This window comes from Saccharothrix sp. CB00851 (genome assembly GCF_001905065.1).
Classification (GTDB): domain Bacteria; phylum Actinomycetota; class Actinomycetes; order Mycobacteriales; family Pseudonocardiaceae; genus Actinosynnema.
In genome coordinates this window covers 12,415-35,071 of record NZ_LWLC01000050.1, presented here as the reverse complement: position 1 = coordinate 35,071, position 22,657 = coordinate 12,415, and the positions used below count along the sequence as shown (strand labels likewise).

Genomic DNA, 22,657 nt, shown 5'->3' with positions numbered 1-22,657 from the left:
GGACCTCGAACCGGAACCACCGTAATGCTGGCCTTTCAAGATCTGTAGCAACCTCCACATCGTTGTGGCGGAAGGGATGCGATCGATACCGAGCCGGTCGCGGGCGTGACGGTCGAGATCCTGCAGCCAGTCGTTGATCGCCGCGAATGACGACGCTCCGGCCAGGACCGCGCAGACCGCGACCATCAGCAGTGCCGACAACGGGTAACGGATTCCGCGCGGGTCACGCGGGTCCGGGACCTTCGCCAGGGCGTCCAGCAGACCACTGTGCTCACCGTCGGTGACGGGTGCCGGTGGGTGGTCGAGGGTGGGTGGCGTGACGGTCAGTGCGGTGATGAGAGATGATGCCATCGGCGGGTGGGGTCTTCCTCGGAGTCGTGAAGCGTCGCAACTCCATGATCACCGATGCGATCTCACCCGCCGCCATCGCCTCCGCGAAGGCCCTTCACTCCACAAACTCCCAGCTCAGCGCATTGCTGCCCGACTACGCAATCGCCCTGGGAAAACCCCACAGGGCTGGTCCACTATGATGGAACCTACCCCATGGGGTAACAATGTGTCCGAGTTTGCCCGAACACGCGTCCGTGGGAAATTTCCCACTCCTGTCGAGGAGGAGTGGCTCATAAGTCCAGCTTAGCAGGGGTGCGAGCGTCCTTTGGCAAGAGTGGGGGATTCCCCACAGAGACTTTCATGCAGTGGAAGCCGAACCCCTCCTCGGTGAACACGCTCCGTCACTACGGGCGGCGGCTGCGAGCATTTTCGGCATTAAACGACGCGAAGTGAACTCGCTAAAAATGCTGACAACATCGCAAACTTCAATAGTTGGACGCTTGCGCTGATGGCCTTATTGGATGATATGGCGGGAAGTGCTGGAGGCTGTACGAGGTGCAAAGCTGCGGCGCCGAACGCGTTCAGCGGCAGTTCGACAACCTCGACGACTGCGTCGACACGTGACTTTCCAAGGCATGCGGACGGTCGTATGGATATGATTCGTGCTCAAGTCGAGTGCTTATGTAGATCGGGCTGATCCGTCAGCAGTTCTCCCAACACCGCGTCGTGTTCTTGGTACACGATGCGTCCGGAAAGGGCGATGGCCTCTCGGAGTCCGGGATCGAGCCAGTCGGCAGGTTCACCGAACGGCACGGCGGACGGCTCCACCCCGGCGTGCCGGACGATGTCCGCCGACATGGCGACCAGCGTGGCTCCGTACGTCGTCGCGACCTGTCCGGCGATGCGCAGGCCAGGGCCGTCCAGGTCTCCCGCATAGCGCAAGGCAACGCCCTGGTCGACGGCGAGTTGGAGCAATGCGTGGTCGACACTGCCGAGGTGGCCGCTGGTGCATGCGAAGGCGAGCGGGCTTCGGTGGCGCATCGCGGCTTCGAGGACGGAAGGGTTCTCCACAACGGTGAGCACCTGGGGAGCCAGCGTGGGTGGGTGCACGGTCAGGTCCAGCAGCGTGATCGCTACCGGTGTGGTCGCGTCGCGCAGGCGGCGGTCCACCGGGCCGTCGCCGACCACTCGAACTTGGTGCAACAGGACCGTTGCGGACAACCGGTCGGCGAGGACGCCCACCTCGGTCAGCAGAGCCCGGCTCTGGCTGATATCTCAGCCGTTCTGATGTCCGAGTATGTGGCGTGCCGAGTACCTGACCGCATTGTCGAGCGGCCCGAGCTCGATCATCAGAGTGTCGAGGCGGAGAAGCGTGCGTGCAACGCCAGCTTCGGGCGCAATGTAGGGGATGAGGGGCGGCATTTGGGTCCACCGGGCGACATCCGTAGAGATGGCCGTTCGTTCGCGGAACCGCCGGAAGGGTTGTCCGGGCGATGAGAGCCAGGAACTCCTAGTGTGCGTGCTACCGATCCTCGAGTAGGGTGGATGGGGTAATGCGAAGTCGAATCACAGTGGGAGTGATGAGCTCGATGAGTGGGTTCAATCGCCACCACCTCCGCACGAACGAGGTCATCGACGTGGTGCAGTTCCTGCGGATCATGTCGCATGGCGTCGAGGTGGAAACCACCGGTGAGCCGACCTTCCTGATGACCGGCCGCCTCGCCACGGAGGGCGTCACCGAGCGGATCGACGTGGACTGGGAGTTCAACGGCGTCGCCGAGGACCCGAGGGTGATGCGCGTGCCCGTGCGGAGATCAACCGCTCGGACCTCGGCATGAACGTCGACGCGCCGCATGAGACGGGCGGTGTGATGGCGTCCGAGAAGATCGCCCTGGAGTTCGAAACGGCCGCGGTCAAGGTGGTGCCGCAGCGATGACGAGCGCGGTGGGAACGACCGACGCGGGTCGGATTTCAGGCACTACCAGGCTGTTCGGCGTCTTGGGCGACCCGGTCGTGCAGGTCAGAGCGCCCGGATTGCTCAACGCCGAGTTCGCCCGGCTGGGCGTCGACGCGGTGCTCGTGCCCGTGCACGTGCCGCCCAATGGGCTGACCGCGCTGCTCGATGGTCTCCGGCACGTGCGGAACCTCGACGGCCTGCTGGTCACCGTGCCGCACAAGATCGCGGTCCGGGAACTGGCGGATCGGGTGGGTCCGGCGGCGGAGGCGTCCGGCAGCGCCAACGCGCTGCGCCGTGAACCCGACGGCACCTGGTATGCCGAGAACTTCGACGGCACGGGCTTCGTCGCGGGCCTGCGCCACCAGGGCCGCGCCCCCTCGGGCCGGCGGGTGGTGGTGGTCGGTGCGGGCGGTGCGGGCAGCGCCATCGCGGTGGCCCTGTTGGATGCGGGCGTGGCGGAGCTGCGCGTGGTGGACCGCGACCCGGAGCGCGTGGCCGACCTGGCCCGCAGGCTCGGCGACCGGGTGATCACTGCGACCGAGCCGGACCTGACGGGCGCGGACGTCGTGGTCAATGCGACCCCGTTGGGCCTGCGTGCGGACGACGAGTTGCCGTTCACTCTCGATCGACTCGGCGCCGACGCGGTCGTGGCCGACATCATCATGAAACCGGAGGAGACCCGCCTCCTGGCCCGGGCGGCTGAACTGGGACACCCCGTCCACCACGGCATCCACATGTTGACCCACCAGGTCGCGAGCTACTTGGACTTCTTCGGGATCTCCCGCGCCTGACGACGCGATCACCCCTGAGCCGGGCTGCGACCGGGCCGCTGCGCGTTCTTACACCGATCGGAGTCGAGCCCGTCGTGGAAACGAACCGTTGCCGGGTGACCAACTGTGGCAGTGTGGTGAAAGAACGCTGTTCGAGGAGGAGGCATGACGGCCCACGGGGATCTTTCCCGTCGTGAGGTTTTGGCGCGAACCGGTCGGATCGCTGTCGCGATGAGCGCCACGGGTGCGGTGGCTGCGGGAGCGGCACAGCACGCGCAAGCAGGCGGCGAGCCACCCGGCGCATCCAGCGACTTGGCCGTGCTGCGGGAAGGCACCAACATCTCGGTCGCGGTGTCGCCGGACGGCCGGTGGCTAGCGATGGACCCGGTCGGTGTGATCTGGGTGTTGCCGGCGAGCGGCGGTACCGCACGCAGGCTGACCGGTGACCTCCAGGACGCCACCCTGCCGTCGTGGTCGTCGGATGGGCGATCGATCACGTTCCAGTCCTTCCGCGACGGGAACTTCCACCTCTACACCGTCGATGTCGGCGGCGGTGAGCCGCGACAGCTCACCCGTGGTCGGTTCGACCACCGGGAACCTGCGTTCTCGCCGGAAGGCAGGCGCATCGCCTTCACCAGCGACCGCGGTGGGTACTACGGGGTTTGGCTGCTCGACATCGAGTCCGGAGAGCTCACCGCGGTCACCGGACCGCCGGACGAGGCTGCCGCTCCACGTTGGTCCCTGGATGGTGAGCGGATCATCTTTACCGTCAACGACAACGCTGCGGACGTCGTCACGGTGGCGACCACCCAGCGCGTCCGCGTGGTGACGGCACCGGCAGGCGGTCGCATCCACGGCGCCACCTTCGGACCGGACGGCCGCACCCCGGGTTACACCCTCGTGCGCGGTCACCGCGCGGACCTTGTCCTGGGCGACCGGCAACTCACGACCGGGGAGGACGTCTTCGGCTTCGCCGCCACCTGGATCGGCGAGTCCGTCCTCTACACCGCCGACGGGCGGATCCGCCGCCGCGAACCCGACGGCACGGTGAGGGACATCCCGTTCGACGCGATCGTGCCGGTCACCCGCCGGGTGCCCCGCCGCCCTGTGCGCGAGGTCGACGGCGGCCCGGTGCGTGGCATCGCGAGTCCCGTCGTGTCACCGGACGGGCGGCAGGTGGCGTTTCGGGCGCTCAACGCCATCCACGTGGTCCCGATCAAGGGCGGTAAACCCCGCAAGGTCACCGACGGCGCGTTCTTCGACTCCGACCCGGACTTCGCGCCGGACGGCCGCTCCATCGTGTATTCCAGCGACCGGCACGGCGTTCCAGCGCTGCGCCTACGCGACCTAGTGACCGGCGACGACTCGGCACTGGGCGGGGCGTTCTCCGGGGCGCAGACGTCGCCGCGGTTCTCCCCGGACGGCAGGCAGGTCGCGTTTGTGGACCAGGACGGCGCGGTGTGGGTCCTCGATGTCGCCGGTGGGACCTCCAAGCAGGTCACGCCGACGCTGTTCAGTCCCGGCAGGCCGACCTGGTCCCCCGACGGCACCGTGCTCGCGCTCGCCGCGGTCAAGCCATTCTCCCGGCGTTTCCGGGAGGGCACCAGCCAGATCCTGACCGTGCACCTGCCCAGCGGGGAGCTGCGCTACACCGAGCCGATGCCGTTCCGCTCGATCGCCACCCGTGGTGATGACGGGCCGGTGTGGTCACCCGACGGCCGGCACCTGGCGTTCGTCGTGGAGAGCGTCGTCTGGGTCGTGGCGGTCGACGCGGCGGGCCGGTTCCTCGGCGACCCCCGTCAGGTCACCCGGGAGGTGACCGACTCCCTGGCGTGGTGCGGGTCGGACGCCCTGATCTACCTGTGCAACGGGGTGCTGCGTCGGGGCTCCCTCGGTGGCGGGCCGCCTCGCACCATCAGCCTGGACTTCTCCTGGCGCAGGCCGAAACCGCCGCACCGCACCATCATCCACGCTGGCGCGGTGTGGGACGGGGAGGGACGCGACTTGCGCCACGATGTCGACATCGTCGTGGAACACGGTCGTGTCCAGGAGGTCCGGCCGCACCGGGCGGCGGCGGGGGAGCTGGTGGTCGATGCGCGTGACCTCGTCGCCATCCCAGGACTGATCGACGTCCACAACCACTGGCACTTGCGCGGCCGCCAGTGGGGTGCGCGGCAGGGCAGGACATGGCTCGCCTACGGCATCACGACGACCCGCTCGCCGGGCGACCCGGTGTACCAGATGCTGGAGACCAAGGAGGCGATGGTGGCGGGCACCCTGGTGGGGCCGCGGTTCTACGGCACCGGCGAGGCGATCGACGGCTCGCGCGTCTTCTACAACTTCATGCGCCCCACGCTCTCCCGCGCGCAACTGGACCTGGAGTTGAGGCGGGCTCTCGAACTCGACTACGACATGGTGAAGACCTACGTGCGGCTGCCCGTGGAACTGCAGCGGGAGACCGTGCTGGCTGCGCACCGAGCCGGTGTCCCGCTGTCGTCCCACTACCTGTACCCCGCCGCGTCCATCGGGATGGACGGCATGGAACACGTCGGTGCGACGAACCGGCTCGGCTACTCGCACACGGTGAGCCGCACGGGCCGCGCCTACCAGGACGTGGTGGAGCTCTTCACCCGCTCTGGCATGTCGGTGACTCCGACCCTGTTCCACTCCCGAGCCCTCTACGCCGATGACAAGTCCCTGGTCACCGACGAACGGACCCGCGTGCTGTTCCCACCATGGGAGTACCAGCGGTACGTCGCCGACGCCGAGGCCGCGGGCACGCCGGAATCGGCTTATTCGCGCGACATCCTCGCGGGCTGGGTGGACATGGTGCTGCGGGTGCACCGCGGCGGCGGACTCGTGATCTGCGGCACGGACGCGCCGCTGGACAACGTGGCCACCGCGACGCACCAGAACCTGCGCGCGATGGTCGAGTTCGGCTTCACCCCGCTGGAGGCCTTGACCACGGCCACCCGCAACCCGGCGGAGTGGCTGGGCCTGTCGGGGCGGGTGGGCACCTTGCGGCCCGGTGCGTACGCCGACATCGCGCTCGTCGCAGGCAACCCGTTGGCGGACATCCGTGCCGCCGCGGCGGTGCGCCAGGTCGCGGTCGGTGGAACCGTGCACCGAGTGGAAGACCTGCTCGCTCCGTTCCGGAGGCCGCAACCCACCATCCAGGAGAAGTCCCGCTCGCACCACCACACCGCGGTCGATGCCGAGCACTGGTGGCACCAGCCGGAATGGGCGGCACACGTGTGCTGCGGGCAGGTGTGACACCGGCGCGGCGTCGGATCGACCGGTTCGGTGCGCGTTCCGCCGGTCAGCTCCGGGGTGCGGCAGGTGGCCCGCCGGTCACCTCGCACCGGAAGCAGACGACCGTCCCGTCGCCGAGAGCGGCCAGGTGACGGCGGACGTACTCGATGTCGACCATGCCGTCCGGGTAGGTGCTCATTGCCTCTTCCCAGTACCGCCGGGCCTCGGTCAGGTGACCTCGGGTGTGCGCGACGTGGGCCAAACCCTCCAGCGCACGTGCCCGGTAGCGGGCGATGCCGAACCGGTCGGCGACCTCCCTCGCCAGCTCGAAAGTCGGCTTGGCGCGGTCGGAGTCCCCTATGGCGAGGCTGGTCTCACCGAGGCAGTTCATCACTTCGCACTCGACGACGCGCAGTTCGAACCGCCGGGCGGTGGTCAGCGCTCGCCGACCCTGGTCGAGCGACTCGGTGAGGTTGCCCAGGGATCGGTTGACACCGCAGAGACCCAGCAGCGCGAACGCCTCGCCGTGGGAACTCCCCGAGGCCGTGCTCATCTCCAAACCACGCGTGAACTCCCGCCGAGCCTCTTCGTGCGCTCCCATGGCGTGCAGAACCGACCCGATGCACCACGAGATGAACTGCGCCGACCGCACGTCCTCGGCGGTCAGCAGCGTCTCGGCCCGCCGTAGGTGGTGCAACGCTTGAGTGAAGTCTCCCAAGTCCCGGCAGATGACGCCCAGGTTGTTCGCCACCGCGAGGCTCAGGAACGTGTTCGACGCCCGTGCGGTCAGGGGTTCGGCCTGGTGGAAGATCTCCCTGGCCTCCTGGAGACGGTCTTCGTGCAGGAACAGGTTGCCGAGGTCGACCAGCTGCGCGGTCTCACTCTCGGGGGCGCCGATCTGCCTGCTCAACTTGAGGGCCCGTTCGATGTGTTCCAGGGCTTCAGCGGTGGACCGGTGATCGCGACAGACGGCCGCGAGTCCCTGCAGGCAGGCGGACTCGCCGCGCACGTCACCGGACGCGCGGGCGGCCCGTGCTCCGCCCTCGAACAAGTCGTAGGACGGGCCACCGTAGTTGTGCAACTTGAACATGGGTTGCAGAGCGCAGACCAGCCGCCAGGCGTGCCGGTGCCAGTCGTTGTCCACGGCGAACCGCGTCACCGCGACGAGGTTGGCGTACTCCACGTTGAGGAGTTCGACTGCTTCCTGGGCGGTGGACACCACCGGAACCTGCTCGGGAACGTGTTCCACTCGGGGGGCGTCGCGGTAGATGGCGTTGTGGTGGTGACGGCACCACACATACGCAGCGTGCAGGTAGTAGTCGAGGAGCCGGCCGAGTGCGGCACGCTGCTCAGCGTCGCCGTCCTCCTCGAAGAGCAGCTGACGGGCGCAGTCGCGGATCAGGTCGTGGAAGTAGAAGCGCCCGGCGGTGTTCTGCTTGAGCAGGTTGTCGTCGAACAGCGAGTCGAGGTGTTGCTCGGCCTCGTCCAATGGCAGACCCGCGAGGGAGGCGGCGCTGTAGGCGTCGAAGTCACCGCCGGGGTGGAGGCTGAGCAGCCGGAACAGCCGTTGCTGCGGCGGTGACAGGTAGCGGTACGACACTCTGAGCGCCGCCATGACGCCGCGGTCGTCGATCTCGAGGAACCTGACGCGCTGTGCGTGGTTCCGCAGTCGGTTCACCAGCTCCGCGACCGTCCACCTCGTGCGATCCCGCAGACGTGCCGCAGCGATCCGGATGGCGAGCGGCAGCCGACCGCACAACTCGACCGCGGTGGCAACGGCGTCGGGTTCCGTCGCCACGCGCTCCGCACCCGCGATCTTCTCGAACAGCGTGATCGCGTCTTCGGGCGGCAGCACGTCGAGGGAGATCGGCAGCGCGCCTTCCAACGCCGTGAGCTTCCTGCGACTGGTGACCACCACGAGCGCACCGGCGGCTCCCGGCAGCAGTGGCCGTACGTGTGCGGCGTTGACCGCGTTGTCGATGATCAGCAGCACTCGTCGGCCGGCCATGCGCGAGCGCCAGAGCGCACTTCGACTCTCGAGTGCGGACGGTATGAGTTCGGGAGGCACCCCGCTGTCGCCCAGCAGCATGTCCAGCGCCTGCTCCGGTGACACCGGGCTCATCCCGGCTGTGAAACCGCGCAGGTCGATGAAGTAGTGGCCGTCCGGGTAGTCGGCCGCGACCTGGTGCGCCAAGTGGACCGCCAACGTCGTCTTGCCGACCCCGCCCATACCGTCGACCGCGGAGATCGTGATCGCGGTCGGCGATGTGGGCTGGGTGGCGGCGCGCAGCTGCAGGAGTTCCGCAGACCGTCCGGAGAAGTCGCTCGTGTCGTGGGGCAAGTAGGACCGAACGCTCAGTTGCGGGGCCAAGTCCCCGTTGGGTTCGGCCGGCCCGGGTGTGGGGGCGGGTTCCAGCGTGCCGCGCAGCACATCGGCGTGCACGTGCTGGAGTTCCTGACTCGGGTCGAGCCCGAGGTCGTCGGCCAGCATCCTCCTGCCGTCGTCGTACACGGCCAGCGCGTCGGCCTGTCGTCCGCTGCGGTGGAGCGCCTGCATCAAGCTGATGCGCAGGGAATCCCGCAGCGGGTGTTCGGTGACGAGTTGTCGGAGCTCACCGACCACCGAATTGGTCTCCCCGGTCCGCAGGCGCAGGGACATCAGGCTCTCGACGGCGCTGAGCCGTTGCTCGTGCAACCCAGCGGCTGCGTTCGCGATCGTCGTGCCGCCGAGTCCCGCCAGCACGTCGCCCCTCCAGATCTCGAGCCCGGTACGCAACGCGGCCACCGCCTCGGTCAACCGCCCTTGGGCCTCGGCGTGCCTGGCCTCGTCGAGGAGGCGCAGGAACTGGTTGACGTCGATCGACGCTTCAGGGGCGTCGAGCCGGTAACCGGCCTCGGTCCACCGGATGTGCACGTCCGCGGTGTGCTCGGCCAGTGTGCGCCGAAGGCCTGCGATGGCGTTGTGGATCTGTTGGCGCGCCGACTGGGGAGGACTGCTCCACAGCTCATCGACGAGGCGCTCGACCGGAACGACCCGGTTGACAGTCAGCAGCAGCAGCGCGAGGAGCCGCTGCTGTCGCGCTCCGCCGATGCGAACCGGGCTTCCGTCGGAGCGGACTTCCAGGGGTCCCAAGATTCGGAACTCCAACGTGACAACACCCCTTGGTCTGACTGGTCGACCGCGGCAAGCTTGTACCGTGAGTAGTGACTCGATAGCGCTCAGGTAGCCTATGATGCCATAGTGGTGGAGGCCGGGGTCCGCCAACGCAGTCGGACCCGCAGCGCTATGTCGACGACTTTGCTCACGGGGGATTTGTTGTGAAGAAGGCGCTTTCGGTTGGCTTTGCGCTGTCCGCGGCTGTGTTCGTCGTGGTGGTGACGGCCGGCGGTTCGTCCGCGGAAGTGAGTGACAAACCGTACGCGGACAACAGTGTGGTGAACGAGGGAACCGGTCAGGAAGTGTGCAGTCAAGGTACGTGAGCTGTGAAGATGCCACCGGTGGGGCGAGCAATTCATCCCGAAGGGGATGCTGCGCGTGGGCTGCACGGATTCGCATTAACGGCCACGGTGTTGGTGACCAGCCTCGTGATCACGTGGCTCGCCGCGTTGGACGTCGCCGGGCTGCGCAATCGGCTCACCGGCTATCTCGAGGTCTGGCCGCAGCGCTGGACGTTCTTCGTGGATCTTGACAGAGACCTGCTCGTGGGCTACCGGGTTGTCCCCGGTAGCCCACGGCTGGGCGAGTGGACCGAACGTCGGGAATGGGACGCGTGGTCCTGGGGGCTCAGTCGGGCCGGATATGCCGAGTCAGCGGAGTTGCGCGCAGTTGCGCGCCGGATACCCGACCAATTCTGGTTGCCCTGTGACGAACGGGAAGCCGCCGAGTGCGGCAAGGTGCGGAACGGCGTAGAACCGTACCGGGCGGAGAACCGGGCCGAGGACCCGGTGTTGTGCGGACAGCTCGCCATCACCGTGGAACGCCCGTCGCCTTTGGTTTCCCGTGAAATTCCGGAGCAGCCCCGACGCGTGTTCCGCATCGCGTTCGTGGACCTCCAGTGCCGGACGTGAGCACGTTGGTGGGACGGCTGTCCCGCGCAATCGACAAGGCAGAGCCGCGAGGGATGCCTCTCGTGGTCGGCCGTAGCCTGTTGGCTGCTACGAGCCTGCTCACCATCCTCTTCAGCTCGGATTCAGAACTGTTCATCCGCACCGCGGAGCTGCCGAACGGCATGCGGTGCACAGGTGTGCGTGCGGCCTCGCTGTGGTGCCTGATGGGACCGACCGAGTCCGGCCTGCTGATCAGCCGGGCCCTCGCGGTCGCGGTGCTGGTGCTCGTCCTGGTCGGCTTCAGCCCGCGGTGGACCTGCGTGCCGCACTGGTACATCTCCTTCAGCCTCGCGGCGGCGATGGAGATGGCCAACGGCGGGGACGCCATCGCGCAGGTCGCCACGATGCTGCTCGTCCCGATGTGCCTGGGCGACGACCGGGTATGGCACTGGCAGCCCGTGCTCCGCCCGCTCGCACCGTCGTGGCGGGGCAGCGCGTTCGCCGCCCACCTCGGCCTGCGCGGGCAGCTCTGCCTGATCTACCTCGGTGCGGTGACCGCCAAGCTGATGGACCCCCTGTGGCGGCATGGCGCCGCGTTGTCCGTCGTGGCGCACCATCCCCAGTACGGGTTCCCGGCGCCGGTCCGTGACCTGCTCTCGCCGGTGATGGACTCCTACTGGTTCGTCGCCCTCCTCTCGTGGTCGGTGGTCGGCGTCCAGGTGGCGCTGGCGCTGTTGACGCTGGGCCGGCGAAAGCACCGGCTGATCGCACTGGTGCTCGGGTGCGGGCTCCACTTGGGGATCATGTTTTTCATGAGCTTGCCGAGCTTCGGCATGGTCATGATCGCGCTGCTGATCATCAGCACCGCAACCGTGACGTCCGAGCGGCGGGCAGATCAGCCCAGCGTCGCGACCGAGGAGAGGAACCGCCCGTGACAGCAGGTCTTGAGGTCGAGCGATTCGATCCCGTGAGCGCCACCGAGAGCGATCTCCGCTGGTACCACCAGGTGATGCTGGCGAGGCAGGCAACCGACCGCCCTGATGAGCCCCCGTTGAGCTACGAGGATGTCCTGGGCCGCTTGGAGAACCCGTTCGTCGGTTTCGGGCCGGTGGTCTACTGGGTCGCGCGCCTGGACGGTGAGGTCGTGGGGCTGGCGATCGTCTACTTCCTGGAGGAGGAGAGCAGCCACATCGGGCTGACGGAGGTCATCGTCCACCCACGGGTCCGTCGTCGGGGGATCGGCACCGCGATCTTGAAAGCGGTCATCCCGGAGCTGCGCGCCCGCGATCGCCGCCTGGTCGAGACCTGGCAGATCACCCAGGGCAGCGACGGTGAACGGTGGGCGAGCTCCCTGAACTTCCGATCCGTGCACACCGTGCTCATGCAAGCGCTGGTGATCCCCGAAACCGACAGCGCACTGTGGCAGGACGACGTTCCCGCCGGCTATCGGTTGCGGCGCTGGGTGGACGTCGTGCCCGAGGACCTCATCGAGTCCTTCGCCGCTGCCCGCAACGCCATGCACGACGCACCGCTGGGAAGTCTGGGCTACCAGGAGCCCGAGTGGACCGCGGCGCGGGTACGGGCGCGCGAGGCCGAACTGCGGCGAAACAACATCGAGCTCCGGGCGGTCGTCGCCGTGCACGAGGACAGCGGTGAAGTCGCCGGACTGACCGAACTCGAACTACACCCCCACCGCCCGTTCTGGGGCTTCCAGCGCGACACCGCGGTGTCGCCGCCGCACCGGGGCCAAGGGCTCGGCCGGTGCATCAAGGCGCACCTCATCCGCTGGCTGCTGACCGATCGCCCCGACCTGGACCGGATCTACACGACGACCGGCGCCGGCAACGAGCACATGATCCGGGTCAACCACCAGCTGGGTTTCACCACGGTCCGGACCATGGTCGCGGTCAACCGGGACCTCGCCGAGCTGGAGGCCGACCTCGGCGCGAGGTGACCAGCGCCTGCCCGTGACGGGGCGCCGGATGGTGTGCTCACCTGTGCACCCGGGGAATCACGCGGCTGGTGTGCAGGTACCGGACGCGGCCGTCGACGGCATCCTCGATGAGGCCGATCACGGAGTGCGCTCCTTCCTCCTGCGCCACCGTGATCAACCTGTCCGGACCCAACGCGACCACTTCGTGTGCGTCCGCGGTGAAGGAGTCCTGATCGGCGGGCGCGGTGTGGGGCGAGATCCTCAGCCATGCGCGTCCGTCGGCGTCGACGTGCACCGTGTTGTCGGCGACGGGTGACCGGTACGTCCCCATGACCCGGGCGGCATCGACGGGCAGCGGCGCTGCCGGTGGAACGGGCAAGTCGGGTTGGACCACTCCGCCCAGCTCCCTGAGCAGGTGACCGAACACCTCGACGAACACCGGGTACACGTTCCCGCCGTTGGTCAGCATCGCCACCGCCACACCTTCGTCGGGCACGACGCGCAGGAACGCGCGTTGCCCGGCCGTCCTGCCGGTGTGGCCGAGCACGAGTGGCCCCCGGTAGTCGGGCAGTGCCCACCCCAGCGCCCAGTGGCCGCTGATCATCCCCAGGTCGGGGACCGCGACCTGGGGTTCCCGCATCGCGTCGAAATCAGCGCACTCCAGGTGCATCCGAACGAAGCCGAGCAGATCACGTGCGCTCATCGCGAGCAGTGCGCCCGCCGGAGCGCTGGAAGCCTCCATCGACCACACCCGGACCGGCTGCACCGCGCCGCCGGACGTGGAGCGGACGTGTCCCACGGCGGGACGCTGAACGATCGCCTCGTCGCGTGACGTCGCGACGTCGGCCAGTCCGAGCGGGTCGATCAGGCGCTCGCGCAGCACCGCGTTGAACGGCTTGTCCCGCAACACTTCGACCAGGCGACCGAGCACCAGGTAACCGCTGTTGCAGTACGAGAACCGCTCGCCGGGCGGAAACACCTGACGTGCGTCGGCGAGACCGGCCACGTACCTCTCGATGGCGTCGTCACCCGTGCCGGTGTCGGTGAACAGATCACCTTCGAACCCCCCGGTGTGGCTGAGCAACTGCCTGGCGGTCACGGTCCCACCGGCGGACCGATCGGCGAGCCGGAAGTCGACCAGGTGGTCGCGCACCGGCCGGTCCAGGTCGAGCAGCCCTTCGTTGACGAGTTGCTGCGCCAGGGTCGCCGTCCACACCTTGGTGATCGAGCCGATCTGGAACAGCGCGTCGTCGGCGACCGGTACTCCCGTGGTGATGTTCAGCACGCCGGCTGCCGCACCCGCGATCCGACCGTCCGCCAGCACCGCCACTTGCGCGCCGGGCACCTCGTGCCGCTCCAACAGTCCCGGCAACACCCGCGTGATCCACTCGGCGGCGGCGTGCGCTCGGCTCATGTACGGGTCCTCCGATCGACCAAGCCTCCGGGACCGCACCCTACTCAGGATTCACGGAGCGCCACAGTTGCGCTGTCAGCCCTCGTGAAGTCCTGCGCAGCCGCGAAAACACTGATCGGCACGCGTGGTGCCGTCGAGTAGTCCACCGGTAGCGGCCCCTGCCAGCCTGGTGTTGTTCGCGGCACCACAGCACGCGAACCAGGTGATGGAACGGACCCGGGGGTCGGTGAACGACACGGTGACCATCAGACCGGTAGACGAGGTTGGTGTTCCCAAAGATGGCGGGGTGCGCGTGGAGCACCTCGAAGACGAGCAGAGGCGAGAGGCGTTCGACGCCATTGTCCCGCTCACCGCACTTCTGCCCGCGGACTCGCCGCGGCTGGGTGGTAGGGACGAGAAGCACTCCGAGTTGCTCGCCGAGACCGAGGCGGAACTGCCGCCCATCCTGGTGAGCAGCAGGACGATGCGCGTCGTGGACGGCATGCACCGGCTGCGCGCGGCCGAAATTCGGGGTGCGACCGAGATCCGCATCCGCTTCTTCGACGGCGACGAGCACGAGGCGTTCGTGCTGGCGGTCAAGGCCAACGTGGCGCACGGCCTGCCGCTCTCGCTCGCGGACCGGAAAGCGGCGGCGGTCCGGATCATGGCCACGCACCCGCAGTGGTCGGATCGCGCGGTGGCGGTCGCCACCGGGATGGCGCCGCGCACGGTCTCGAACCTCCGGTCGCGATCGACCGGGGTGAGCCTGTTGAGCCGCCGTGTCGGTCTCGACGGCCGGACGAGGCCGATCAGCAGCGCGGACGGCAGGCGCCAGGCGAGTGAGCTGTTCGAGCGACGCCCCGGCGTCACCCTGCGCGAGGTGGCGAGCGCCTCCGGCATCTCCGTGGCCACCGCGCGCGACGTCCGGGAACGCATCCGCAACGGCGAGGACCCGGTACCGGCCGGAGTGCGGCGGGCCGGGGTGGTGGCGCACGCCACCGTCCCGCGGCAGGACGCAGGGCGCCCCGGCGGTGTGGTCGAGCCGATCGACCTCGACTCGGCGTTCCACCAGTTGGCGAGGGATCCGCGCCTGCGCCTCAACGACGCGGGCCGCCGCCTGTTGCGTTGGCTCAACGCCAATGCCATCGGACGCGGCCAACGGGACGCCTTGCTCGACGCCGTGCCGGGGTACAGCGCGTCGGTGGTGGCAGGGCTCGCGCGGGGGTACGCGCGGATGTGGCACGAAGTGGCCGACGAACTCGACCACCGGGCTCGGAACGCGTCCTGACCACGCTGTGTCGTGCTGCTCCGGTGTGAACTGCGCGGCCGAGGCGACCGCTTCGACACCGGCGAGCGGTGGGTGGTGATGCCGGGGGTACGGCGCCGGGCTGCGCACGTGCGTGGAACGGCGCCGTGTCCCGCGGGCGGGATACACCGCCACCACCGCGTCGACGGCGTCCTGTGCCGCAGACCGCGGTGTTCGGACATCCGGTGTCGCGGCGCCGAAAACCCATCGTGAGGAGGAGGAACAATGGAATCGAGCACCGACCGGACCGCTGTCGGCGGGCGCGCCACCGTGCTGCTCGTGCACGGAGCCTGGGTGACCGCGTCGAGCTGGTCCAGGGTGGCGCGAGCGCTCAACCGCGCCGGGTACGACGCGCGGGCCGTCCAGTTACCGGAACTTGACTACGCGCAGGACGTGGCGGTCGTCCGGCGTGCCGTCGAGGACGTCGGTCGCACCGTGGTCCTGGTCGGCCACTCCTACGGCGGTGCCGTGATCAGCGCCGCCGCCGCGGGCAAGGCTCTGGTCAAAGCGTTGGTGTACGTCGCGGCGTTCGCCCCGGCACCGGATGAGACGATCGCCGATCAACTGGCGGTGTTCCCGGCGCTGCCCTCGGCGGAACACCTCCGATGCGACCCGGTGACCCGATCGGTGACCTTGGAGCCCGACGCCTTCCTCGCCTACTTCGCGCCCGACCTGCCCCGGACCGAGGCCCGCGCGCTCGCCGGGGCGCAGCCGGCCCTGGCGGTCGGCGCCACCACGGCCAAGGCGGTCAACGAGTTCGGCGAGGGTGGCGCGTGGAGCACCGTCCCCTGCTGGTACGCGGTGTCGGACGACGACAAGATCATCGACCCGCGGCTGCAGGTCCGGCTCGCCGAGCGCATGCGCGCGCGGCAGGTCGTCCACCTCCGTTCCGGCCACGCCAGTCCGATGTCGCACCCGCACGAGGTGGCCGGGCTCATCCGAGACGCCGTGGACGCGTCCGCCGCGTGACGATCGGCGCGTTGTGACATCCGGTGGTCGGTGTCGACGGCCGTGGGTACTCGCCCACGGCCGTCGATCGCCGTCTGCCGACGGCGCGGCGATGGTGGTGGGCGGTGTCGCGGTGGTGGGTGGAACGGGCAGTCGCGCGCAACGCCCGGCTACGGTCGGCCGACGATCCCCGCGGCACCGGAGGGCAGCTCGAAGATCCCGTAGGAGAAGCCCAGTGCCCTCACCTCGCCGTCCACCACCTCGACCCCGTGCACGGCGAGCGGACGGGCGCCGCGGACGCCGATCGGGGCGCCGGCCGGCTCCTGGCGGCCGTTGATGACGACCAGATGGCTGTCGGCCCGGGTGTAGACGAAGGGGTAGTCGCGGAACAGCACGCGCACAGGGGCAGCGGTGCCCAGGGCGGGGGTCTGCTTGCGCAGCCGGATCAGCCGCTGCACGTGGTGCAACAGCGACGACTCGTCAGCCAGGGCGTCGGCGACGGTGGGGCGGTCCGGATCGGGGTCGACGGGCAGGTAGAGGTCCTGTGCCGCAGCGGTGGAGAACCCAGCGTTCGCGCCGTTGTTCCACTGCATGGGCGTGCGTGAACCCTGGCGGGCCTGCATGTCGCACTGACTGCCCTCTTTGTCGGGCAGGCCGAGGAGGTACCGCATGCCGATCTCGTCGCCGTAGTAGACGACCGGCAGCGACGGCCAGGTGAGCTGGAGGGCGAACGCCGGTGCGACCATGTCGCGGCTGCGCGGGCCGCAGGTCAGACGGGAGAAGTCGTGGTTGGCGGTAGGCAGCGCGACCAGCCCGGAGCCGTTGGTGGCGGTCTCGGCCTCTCGCCACTCCTCCAGGAAGGTCCGCGTCGAGCCCTTGCCGTCCGGGTCGAAGTAGCACGGCTTGCCGTCGCTCCACGGGCCGAGGCTGCCGGTGTTGTTGTCCCACAGCGACCGCAGCGCCTGACTGGAGAAGTGCAGGAAGAAGTCGGCGTGGAAGCCGGCCGGGATCGAGGTCGCCGGGTCACCCCACTCCGCCAGCAGGGCGCCGTGCGGGTACTCGCGGTCGACCCAGTCGCGGATCTCGCCCCACAGCCTGGCCGTCTCCACCCGGCCCGGGTCGTCCTTCACCATCGAGTAGGCCATGTCCATGCGGAAGCCCGAGACACCGCGGTCGAACCAGAAGCGCATGATCTCTCGCAGCGCCGCGCGGTTGAGCTGTGGGCCTTCGGCGTCGACGGGCTGCCGCCACGGTTCGGCTTCGTCCGGACGGGCGTAGCCGAAGTTCAGGGCCGGCTGGATGGGGTAGAAGTTCGCACGGTAGAAGCCGCCCCGCTTGCCGTGGTTGGGCACCCACTCGCGTGTCGGCGACGCCACCCGGTCCGACCAGATGTACCGGTGGTCGCCGGGTGTGTCCGCCGATTCCCTGAACCACGGGTGCCGGTGCGACGTGTGCCCTGCCACCAGGTCGAACACCACGCGCATCCCGCGGTTGCGCGCCGCGTCGATCAGGATCGCCGCGTCCTCGTCGGTGCCGTACCGCGGCGCGATCGTCAGGTAGTCCATCACGTCGTACCCACCGTCGCCGAACTCCGAGGCGAAGCACGGGCTCAGCCAGACGACGTCGACCCCGAGCCACTCCAGGTAGTCCAAGTGCTCGGTGATCCCGGCCAGGTCGCCGATGCCGTCGCCGTCGGCATCGGCGAACGTCGGCGGGTAGATGTGGTAGAGCACGGCGTCCGCGAGCCAGGACAGCGCGGAACGGGGCTCGGACATGGGGCGTTCCTTTCACTGGGGGGAGAACCGGGCGCCCGCCCCGCGGGTGCACCACCCAGGTCGATGAGGAGGCCGCCGGTCAGGGAAGCTCGACGGACAGCGCGTGCCGGAAGAAGTTCTGCGGGTCCCACTTCGCCTTGACCTGGCGCAGGCGCGGGTAGTTGTCGTTGTAGTACAGCTCGTGCCACGGAACTCCGGACCTGTTCAACCTCGGGTCCGCGACATCGGTGTCCGGGTCGTTGACGTAGCAGCCGCCGGTCACGGCGTTCGGCACCGGCACTCCACCGGTCTGCGCGTACACCGCCGCGTAGAACTCCCGGTTCCAGGCGATGTACTTGGCGTCCTCGGCGGGATCGCGCCACACCGCCGTCCACAGCACGTTCATCGAGCAGTCCCGGTGCGGGAACGCGGTCGCGCCGGGTGCCACCGCGTTGGTCCGCCCACCGAACCCGATGAACGACAAGGAGATCGCGGGGTTGTCGATGTCGGCGCTGGTGAGGAAGCGGTGGATCGCCTCGATCTGGTCGTTCGGCAGGTTGCCCCGCATCATGGCCGATTTGTAGTCACCGCGCACCGTCGGGTCGTTCTGGTTGCTGTCCGTCGTGCCGCTGTGGTGCCGCACCGACTCCAGCCACGGCATCCGCAGCGTGGGCACCCGCAGGTCGGGTTCGGCGCCGTCGAGGACCTGGGCGAGGTAGGCGTCGAGCAACCGCTCGGCATCCGGGCGGCTGCCGTCCACCTGCGTGGTCACACCGAGCTGGCCGTTGGACCGGTGGGGCAGCCACAAGTTGCCGGTCACACCCAGGTACGGCGACGCGGGGTCCTTGTGCTTCTCGCAGAAGGCGCCGAAGTTCTTCAGCAGTCTGGTGAACTTCTCCCGCGTCATCCCGCTCCACTGAAACACGACGGTGCTGAACAGCACCTCGGCCGGTGGCTGCGGCAGGACGGCCCGGGGGTCCTTTCCGGACGCTCCCGGCGAGCGGAACCAGTAGCGGGTGACGACGCCGAAGTTCCCGCCGCCACCACCGGTGTGCGCCCACCACAGGTCGCGGTGGGGATCGTCGTCCTCCCGGGTCGCCACCACCGCCCGGGCCCTGCCCTTCGCGTCCACCACAACCACCTCGACCGCGTACAAGTGGTCCACGGCCATGCCGTGGGTCCGCGAGAGCCAACCGTGCCCACCGCCCGCGAAGAGACCGCCGGCACCGACCGAGTGGAAGATGCCCGCGGGGATCGTGATGCCCCACGCCTTGTACAGCAGCTCGTAGATGTCTTTCATGACGGCGCCCGGCTCGACGGTGATCGCCCGGCGCGCGGCGTCGAAGTACACCCGGTTCATCTCGGAGAGGTCCAGCACCACTTGGACTTCCGGGCCGAACACGAAGTCCTCCGCGCAGTGGCCACCGCTGCGGATGGTGAGCCGCTTGCGCTCGGTGACCGCCTTCTGGACGACCTCGACTACCTGGGCGGTCGAGTCCACGACGTGGACCGCGTCCGGATCACCGACGAAGCGAGGGTTGTGGCCGCGGATCAGGTCGCGGTAGCGGCGATCCGCCCGGGTGATCACCACGGGCCCGAAGTCGATGGTGGGCGGTGGTGCGGTCACCGCGGGCGTCGCCTGGGCGGGCGCGAGTGCGGGTCCCAACACGGTGGCCGCGGTGCCCGCCACCGTGCCGGTCAGGAAACCGCGCCGACCGATCCTGCCCGTACCATTCACTTCCATCACTCCACTTTCGGACGCGACGCCCGCGCCGTGCGACGTCAGGCGGGATTTTGTGCGAGGCCCGGCCGCCGTCGCGTGATGTCGACGGTGCCGTTCGACTACCGGATGGGGCAGCTCTTGGTCGAGGTTTGCGGGTATGCGGGCGTACTCGTGATCCTCACCCGAAATCCCGTGAAAACCTTCCGGTGCAGGGGCACGAAGCGAACCAGCACTCCCGCCGCGCCGTGGAATAGTGACAGCCGCCCTCGTCCTGCGCCACACCGACAGCGAACACCGAGTGCGCGGTGTCGCACGGCCGAAGACGGCGTCGTCGGGAGTCACCGCCGTTGCGGCTGGTACCGGCTTCCTGGACCGCCGACACACCGGACCGCCCGCGTGCAGCCGTCGATTCAACTGCTTACTCGAAGCAGTTGAACACCTCCCGCGGACCCGTCGCGCCACTGCCGACCGATGCGGCACCATGCGGTGATCGACGTTTTCGGTGGATTGTGCTGGTATTCCGATGCCGCGGCGGGTTGTTCGGGACAGGTCCCTGCGCGGCGCGCACCCTGGACTTGGAGGTCGCACCAGTGACGGACACGACCGGTTTGACATTCGGGTCGACCAATGTGGCGAATCACCTGGCTGAAGCACTCGTCATGCTCGCCGACCCACGACCGCGCCTCAACGACCACAGTTGGCAGTACGAGCAGGATTGCTTCGAGCGCGCCGTCGCGGTGGGCCTGGCACATCTGTCACCCGTCGAGCGCGAGCAGGTGAACGCCGTCGCCGCGGACGCTGCGCGGGAGGAGGGTGACCGCGTCGCGCTGGACCGACTGGTGCGCCTGTTGACCGGTGTTGCCGGTGACGTCGACGCGACCGCGTCGATCTGGGAGGTCGACCGACAGGTCGCCACGCGGTTCAGCCCGGGACGCGGCCTGCCGACCGGGGCCGTCGTGACGGACGTCGACACCCCGCCGGCGGTCGAGGACTGTGCCATGACGTTCGTCGTGCCGTTCCGCGCGTCCACCGAGGACCGGATGCGCAACCTCTCCGTCGCGCTGCGCGCGCTGAGGGACGCGACCCGGGAGGCACCCGACGTCGAGGTGACGATCGTGGAGCAGGACACCGACACCAGGCTGTCCGGCATCCCCCGGGACCTCTACGACACGCACATCTTCACGCCGCACGGTGGCCTGTACAACAAGTCCTGGAGCGTGAACACCGGGGTCACCCGGTCGGCGCACGACAAGGTGTGCGTGCTCGACGCGGACCTGCTCGTGGACCGGCACGTCGTCGCGTCCATCCACACCGGACTGGACCACAGCGACCTGTTCATCCCGCACTCCCGGGTCGTCTGGATGGACGAGACCACGACCGCGCGCACCATCGCGGCCATCACGGCGGCGACCGGCGAGTACCGGGTCGACGGGTCTGCCGCCCGCGGCTCGGCCCTCGACGACTGCGTCGGCGCGTGCCTCGCCGTGCGCCGCGACTTCTACCGGTCCATCGGTGGACACGATGAACGCTACGAGGGGTGGGGCGGCGAGGACATCGCCTTCCACGAGCGCGCCGCGGCGCACGGCCGGACCGACCGCGGCAATCTGGTCATGGCGCACCTGAACCACACCCGTGCCGCCAGCGTGCGTGACGACGGGTCGATGTTCAACAGCCACCTGCCCGGGACGTCGGCCGACGACCGGAGGATCGGCCGGATCCACAAGTACCGGTCCGCTCTCGCGACGTCGGGGACCGCGCGGTGAACGTGCGGATGAACCCCGCACCACGCGCCCGCACCGCTACGGGGATCATCGAGGGCACCCGGGTCGACGATGTGGCGGTGTTCCGGGGCATCCCGTTCGCCGCGCCTCCGGTCGGCGCGAACCGGTTCACCGAGCCCCGCCCGGTGCGGTCCTGGGACGGGGTGCGCGGTGCCGTCGAGTTCGGGGCGGCACCGCCCCAACCCGGGACTGCCGACACCGGTGACGAGTGGTTGAACCTCGCGGTGTGGACACCGGACCCCGGTGCGCGCGGGTTGCCGGTGATCGTGTGGATCAGCGGTGGTGCTTACCTGCACTGCTCCACCGCCAACCCGCACTTCGACGGCATGACGCTTGCCACGGGCGGCGCGGTGGTGGTCAGCGTCAACTACCGCGTGGGCGCCGAGGGCTGGGCACACCTCCCCGGGTTCCCCGACAACCGAGGGCTGCTCGACCAAGTCGCCGCGCTGCGGTGGGTGAAGGACAACATCGCCGCCTTCGGGGGAGACCCGGACAACGTCACGGTGTTCGGGCAGTCGGCGGGCGGCGCGTCGGTCGCCGCGCTCCTCGTGATGCCGCAGGCGGTCGGTTTGTTCGACCGCGCGGTCCTGCAGAGCGTGCCCGGCACGTTCTTCACGCCCGAGCTGGCCGCCGACATCTCCGACCACATCCGCGCCGAACTCGGTCACGCCCTGGATATTGAGCGACTCGTCGACACCCCGCCGCAACGGCTGGTGACGGCAGTGACCCGGTTGAGCGAACGGGTGCTGCCCGCGATGGCGCGGCGGTGGGGTGCCGTCGCCTACACCCCGACCCCCTTCTCCCCGGTGGTGGACGGTGAGGTCCTGCCCGTCACACCGTGGGAAGGTCTGGCCACGGGCTCGGCTGGCCGCGTCCCGGTGCTCATCGGCCACGTCCGGGACGAGGGCACGCTGCTCGCGTCCAGGCTCGGTCCCGCCACCGCGGACGCCGTTGACCGGATGATCGACGGCCTCGCACCCGGCGATCGCGCGCACCGCTACCGCGCGGCTTTTCCTGAGCTGGGCAACGCGGAGACGCGGGCGGTTGCGCTGGGGGACTGGCTGCTGCGGATGCCGACGCTGCACCTGGCCGAGGCGGCCGCGGCGGGCGGTTCCCCGGTGTGGTTCTCCGAGCTGTGCTGGGGTTTCGGGCCCAACGGCGCTTCGCACACCCTGGACAGCCTGCTCGTCTTCGGCACGACCGACATCGACGGCGAGGTCACGGCGGCCGGGCCCGAGGTCCTGGCGGAGCAGTTGGCGCTGTCGGGGCTGATGCGGGCCGAGCACCTCGCCTTCGCCGCGACCGGTGAACCTGGGTGGCCGCGATTCGACCCGGGCCAGGCGACCACGCGAATCTACGCGGCCGACCCGGCCGTGGGGCGCTATCCCGAACAGCGGTCACGCGAGATCTGGCGCGCCTACCGCTACACCGCCACAGGATTGCGGTCGGTGGGCTGACCGGCT

17 protein-coding genes are annotated in these 22,657 nt (G+C 69.1%); 11 read left to right on the top strand and 6 right to left on the bottom strand.

The features are described 5' to 3' along the window. Together A6A25_RS36880 and A6A25_RS36875 are read right to left on the bottom strand one after the other, a co-directional pair. The coding region (locus A6A25_RS36880) for a transposase family protein (RefSeq protein WP_198932987.1) at positions 1-351 on the bottom strand (351 nt) is incomplete at its 3' end. A gap of 645 nt (positions 352-996) precedes the next feature. Then, complete coding sequence (locus A6A25_RS36875) at positions 997-1,572, bottom strand: DUF2399 domain-containing protein (RefSeq protein ID WP_073898323.1); 576 nt, start codon at positions 1,570-1,572, stop codon at positions 997-999. A gap of 338 nt (positions 1,573-1,910) precedes the next feature. On the opposite strand from A6A25_RS36875, the gene A6A25_RS36870 reads away from it, so the two are divergent. The 3 genes from A6A25_RS36870 (at position 1,911) to A6A25_RS36860 (ending at position 6,330) form a co-directional block, all read left to right on the top strand. Then, positions 1,911-2,168: a hypothetical protein gene (locus tag A6A25_RS36870; protein WP_073898321.1), complete on the top strand. Its 258-nt coding sequence runs from the start codon at positions 1,911-1,913 to the stop codon at positions 2,166-2,168. A 94-nt stretch (positions 2,169-2,262) separates the two neighbouring features. Next, a complete protein-coding gene (locus A6A25_RS36865; protein WP_073898318.1) occupies positions 2,263-3,078 on the top strand; it encodes a shikimate dehydrogenase family protein in 816 nt (271 codons plus the stop codon). Positions 3,079-3,288: 210 nt separating this feature from the next. Then, on the top strand, positions 3,289-6,330 hold the full coding sequence (locus tag A6A25_RS36860; protein WP_083668962.1) for an amidohydrolase family protein: 3,042 nt from the start codon (positions 3,289-3,291) through the stop codon (positions 6,328-6,330). Positions 6,331-6,376: 46 nt separating this feature from the next. On the opposite strand, the gene A6A25_RS36855 is transcribed toward A6A25_RS36860, so the two are convergent. Further along, positions 6,377-9,457, bottom strand: a complete 3,081-nt coding sequence (locus tag A6A25_RS36855; RefSeq protein WP_073898314.1) for an AfsR/SARP family transcriptional regulator — start codon at positions 9,455-9,457, stop codon at positions 6,377-6,379. A 170-nt stretch (positions 9,458-9,627) separates the two neighbouring features. Between A6A25_RS36855 and A6A25_RS44425 the strand changes: the two genes are divergently transcribed. The 4 genes from A6A25_RS44425 to A6A25_RS36840 all read left to right on the top strand — a co-directional run bounded on the left by A6A25_RS44425 (position 9,628) and on the right by A6A25_RS36840 (position 12,310). Beyond that, on the top strand, positions 9,628-9,789 hold the full coding sequence (locus A6A25_RS44425) for a hypothetical protein (protein ID WP_158073890.1): 162 nt from the start codon (positions 9,628-9,630) through the stop codon (positions 9,787-9,789). 93 nt (positions 9,790-9,882) lie between these two features. Further along, on the top strand, positions 9,883-10,377 hold the full coding sequence (locus A6A25_RS36850; protein ID WP_143193658.1) for a hypothetical protein: 495 nt from the start codon (positions 9,883-9,885) through the stop codon (positions 10,375-10,377). A gap of 62 nt (positions 10,378-10,439) precedes the next feature. After that, positions 10,440-11,291 (top strand): hypothetical protein, encoded by an 852-nt coding sequence (locus A6A25_RS36845; protein WP_143193657.1) that lies wholly within the window; start codon positions 10,440-10,442, stop codon positions 11,289-11,291. A 116-nt stretch (positions 11,292-11,407) separates the two neighbouring features. Next, a complete protein-coding gene (locus A6A25_RS36840; RefSeq protein ID WP_158073889.1) occupies positions 11,408-12,310 on the top strand; it encodes a GNAT family N-acetyltransferase in 903 nt (300 codons plus the stop codon). A gap of 37 nt (positions 12,311-12,347) precedes the next feature. On the opposite strand, the gene A6A25_RS36835 is transcribed toward A6A25_RS36840, so the two are convergent. After that, positions 12,348-13,703 carry a serine hydrolase domain-containing protein gene (locus tag A6A25_RS36835; RefSeq protein ID WP_073898305.1) on the bottom strand — a complete coding sequence of 452 codons (1,356 nt, stop codon included), beginning with the start codon at positions 13,701-13,703 and terminating at the stop codon, positions 12,348-12,350. Between the two features lie 286 nt (positions 13,704-13,989). Between A6A25_RS36835 and A6A25_RS36830 the strand changes: the two genes are divergently transcribed. Together A6A25_RS36830 and A6A25_RS36825 are read left to right on the top strand one after the other, a co-directional pair. After that, entirely contained in the window at positions 13,990-14,970 is a 981-nt protein-coding gene (locus tag A6A25_RS36830; RefSeq protein WP_241829114.1) for a ParB/RepB/Spo0J family partition protein, read from the top strand. Positions 14,971-15,213: 243 nt separating this feature from the next. Further along, positions 15,214-15,957 carry an alpha/beta fold hydrolase gene (locus tag A6A25_RS36825; RefSeq protein ID WP_073898302.1) on the top strand — a complete coding sequence of 248 codons (744 nt, stop codon included), beginning with the start codon at positions 15,214-15,216 and terminating at the stop codon, positions 15,955-15,957. 149 nt (positions 15,958-16,106) lie between these two features. On the opposite strand, the gene A6A25_RS36820 is transcribed toward A6A25_RS36825, so the two are convergent. Beyond that, a complete protein-coding gene (locus A6A25_RS36820; RefSeq protein ID WP_073898300.1) occupies positions 16,107-17,711 on the bottom strand; it encodes an alpha-amylase family glycosyl hydrolase in 1,605 nt (534 codons plus the stop codon). Between the two features lie 79 nt (positions 17,712-17,790). Next, complete coding sequence (locus A6A25_RS36815; protein WP_198932986.1) at positions 17,791-19,434, bottom strand: FAD-binding oxidoreductase; 1,644 nt, start codon at positions 19,432-19,434, stop codon at positions 17,791-17,793. 638 nt (positions 19,435-20,072) lie between these two features. Between A6A25_RS36815 and A6A25_RS36810 the strand changes: the two genes are divergently transcribed. Beyond that, the gene (locus A6A25_RS36810) at positions 20,073-21,176 is read left to right on the top strand and encodes a galactosyltransferase-related protein (protein WP_073898298.1); all 1,104 of its coding nucleotides are present in this window, start codon (positions 20,073-20,075) and stop codon (positions 21,174-21,176) included. After that, positions 21,173-22,651, top strand: coding sequence for a carboxylesterase/lipase family protein (locus A6A25_RS36805; RefSeq protein WP_198932985.1), 1,479 nt, complete (start codon positions 21,173-21,175; stop codon positions 22,649-22,651). Before A6A25_RS36810 ends, A6A25_RS36805 begins: the two co-directional genes overlap by 4 nt. The last annotated feature ends 6 nt before the right edge of the window (positions 22,652-22,657 follow it).